Source organism: Prevotella illustrans (genome assembly GCF_017426725.1).
Classification (GTDB): Bacteria; Bacteroidota; Bacteroidia; order Bacteroidales; family Bacteroidaceae; genus Prevotella; species Prevotella illustrans.
On record NZ_JAERMS010000072.1, the window covers coordinates 1 to 2,996 of the forward strand.

2 protein-coding genes and 2 pseudogenes are annotated in these 2,996 nt (G+C 40.2%); 3 read left to right on the forward strand and 1 reads right to left on the reverse strand.

The genetic code is table 11. The annotated features are described in order from the left end of the window. Window positions 1-96 precede the first annotated feature (96 nt). From JHU38_RS12115 to JHU38_RS12130, 3 genes and pseudogenes are all read left to right on the forward strand, one after another. Window positions 97-306: pseudogene (locus JHU38_RS12115) on the forward strand (site-specific integrase); the annotation flags it as partial. A 297-nt stretch (window positions 307-603) separates the two neighbouring features. Further along, window positions 604-1,533, forward strand: a pseudogene (locus JHU38_RS12485) (N-6 DNA methylase). Between the two features lie 113 nt (window positions 1,534-1,646). Further along, window positions 1,647-2,798, forward strand: coding sequence for a Fic family protein (locus tag JHU38_RS12130; RefSeq protein WP_107581699.1), 1,152 nt, complete (start codon window positions 1,647-1,649; stop codon window positions 2,796-2,798). A gap of 14 nt (window positions 2,799-2,812) precedes the next feature. Here the strand turns inward: JHU38_RS12130 and JHU38_RS12135 are convergent. After that, a partial coding sequence (locus tag JHU38_RS12135; protein ID WP_207859406.1) for a hypothetical protein occupies window positions 2,813-2,996 on the reverse strand: 184 nt, incomplete at its 5' end.

Below are 2,996 nucleotides of genomic sequence, written 5' to 3' on the forward strand. Positions count from 1 at the left end.
TCGATACCTGTAAACCTGTCCCCACTAATTTGAAAAATATTTAGGACACTATTGACCTATAACAGCATTTTTCGCTCAAAAAAACAGGTATCCTAAAACATTGATTACTCCTATCATCTACTGAAATTTGAATAGAACAAGCCCAGGGGGCACTCTGCACATAGCGGTGTCGTCATACCTCTGAACGATGGATTACAGTCATTGATAGGTGAGGCTCCTAATGATTTGAATTCCTCCATATTCAATCTGCCCTCTTATGAGAGTTGCTGCAAATCCGTAAAACGAGGGGTGCAACGTGCTGGTATTAAAATAAAGGTTCATCCGGAATTCGGAGTGATAGTGTCTAATGTCTGATAATCAACTACTTCTGTTAGTTCTATACTTTTTAACTCCTTTATTTACTGCAATTAAAAAATATAAAGTGCCAATTTGAAGGTTAGAAAACATATCGTTATGATACATATGTGCCTTATATTACAAAGTTCATATAATAAGGAACTTATAAAACTCCCGTATCTATAGGGAGTATAGGAATCTATCATACCATCACTCCAAATTCCGGAAGACCCAGATATATATGACCCTTGTTGTGGCTCTGGTGGTATGTTCGTCCAAAGTAAGAAGTTTATTGAGGCGCATCATGGCAACAAGCGTGACATCTCTGTCTATGGACAGGAATATACCAATACCACCTACAAACTGGCGAAGATGAATCTTGCCATTCGTGGCATTGCCTGTAACATAGGTGAGATGGCTACCGACACTTTCCACAATGATCAGCACAAGGATTTGAAAGTTGACTTCATTATGGCTAATCTGCCATTTAACCAGAAGGCATGTCGAGCTGAGAACGAACTGAAGGACGACTCACGCTGGGTAGGTTACGAAATACCTCCGACCAGTAATGCCAACTACGGTTAGATTCTGAACATTGTAAGCAAACTCTCTGTCAATGGTACGGCAGGTTTCCTTCTTGCCAACGGTGCTCTGAGTGGTAACGGCACAGAATTGGCTATCCGTCGTCAGTCGTTAGAGGATAAACTTGTGGAAGCTATAGTCATTCTTCCACGAAACATGTTCTATTCTACTGACATCAGTGTAACTCTTTGGATTCTGAATAATAACACGAAAGCCCGTACTGTGGAGTAAAATGGCAAGATGGTTCACTATCGCAATCGTGAGGATGAAGTGCTGTTCATTGACTTGCGCCAAAGGAGAGAGCCATTCGAGAAGAAATATATTCAGTTCTCCACAGAGCAGATACAACAGATAGCTGAGAACTTCCATAACTGGCAACGTGTGGATTATGAACACACCTATCACAATGAGCCAGAATATTGCTACTCTGCCACCCTCGACGAGATTGAGAAGAATGGATGGAGCCTCGTTCCCAGCAAATACATTGAGTTCCGCAACCGTGATGAGCAGATAAACTTCGAACCCCGTATGCGTCCGTCAGCTGCAAACCAACCTGGGCGACCTCTTGCAAAAGGAAGAAGAGAGCAACCAGTAGCAGAAAAACCTCTTCGATAAGTTAAGATACAAATTGCACGGAAAGTAAAATAGCCAACAAGCTTGTTTTATTTTCAGACACAAAAGTAAAATAACAATAATTTTATTGTATCTTTGTAGCAAAAACAGATAATATGATAGAGATAGAAAAATTCGAGTCAGGTCATTACGAACAAGGATATGGCTATAAGTATTTTGTTCCATCATTTATCAATGATGAATGGGGATGGAATGACCCTGCAATCAATCATTTGCTAGAAAAGGCTGCCATTAAACTGGGTGAACTGAATTCTTTTTCACGTTTAGTTCCCAATATTGGCCTCTTCATACAGTTGCACGTTATGAAAGAGGCTGTGGATTCAAGCCGAATCGAAGGGACTCAAACAAGGATTGACGAGGCTATTCTTCCCAAAAGCGAGATCCTTCCAGAAAGACGAGATGATTGGCAAGAGGTGCAAAACTATATTGTTGCCATTAATCAGGCAATAAAGGAACTAAACCGACTCCCAATTTCGTCCAGACTTATAAAGTCAACGCACAAGATTCTGTTGAATAGTGTCCGTGGTGAACATAAAATGCCTGGAGAGTTTCGAACTAGCCAGAACTGGATTGGTGGTGCTTCGTTGGCTGATGCCAGATATATTCCCCCTCATCATCAATTGCTTGATGACTTAATGAGCGATCTGGAGAAGTTCATGAACAATGACGAAATACACGTGCCCGCACTCATTCGTATTGCCATTGCCCACTATCAGTTTGAGACTATTCACCCTTTCCTTGACGGCAATGGACGAATTGGACGATTACTCATTACTCTGTTTCTTGTAAAAGAAAACATTCTCAACAAACCACTTCTGTATCTTTCTTCCTTTTTTGAGAGAAAAAAAGACATTTATTACGACAATCTCAATAATATTCGTGTAAAGAATGATATGTTGCAATGGATAAAATATTTCCTTGTAGGTGTAGAACAAACAGCAACTGTAGCCGTTGAAACCCTTTCACAAATTATTAGGTTCAAGGATGAGATGGAGGAGGATATACGTGCAAGATATGGGAGAAGGGGTACCACGGCCATTGTTTTGATGCATAAACTTCTAGAAAATCCTTATACAAATGTTGAGGATGCAGCAAAGGCTTGCAATGTGACATACAAGTCTGCCAATACACTCATCAAAGATTTATGCACCGATAATTACCTCAAGGAATTGACAGGACAAAGTCGGAACCGAATTTTCGTTTTCCAAAAGTATATGGACATCTTTGAAAAGGATTATTACTCGTGACAACATATAAACATTTAGGCGACTATATCAAAGAAGTGAATGTCCGTAATCGGGAGTTGAAAGTTGCGAAACTTGTTGGTCTTACCATAGACAAGGCTTTCATTCCGTCGGTGACAAATGTCATTGGCACTGACCTCTCTATTTATACGCCAGTTCGGGTTAAGTTTTTCTAAAACAACTCCAACTGTCTTATATTTT

Coding starts and splice junctions, on each gene's coding strand:
- JHU38_RS12130 (WP_107581699.1), top strand. CDS start 1,647: ATGATAGAGATAGAAAAATTCGAGTCAGGTCATTACGAACAAGGATAT.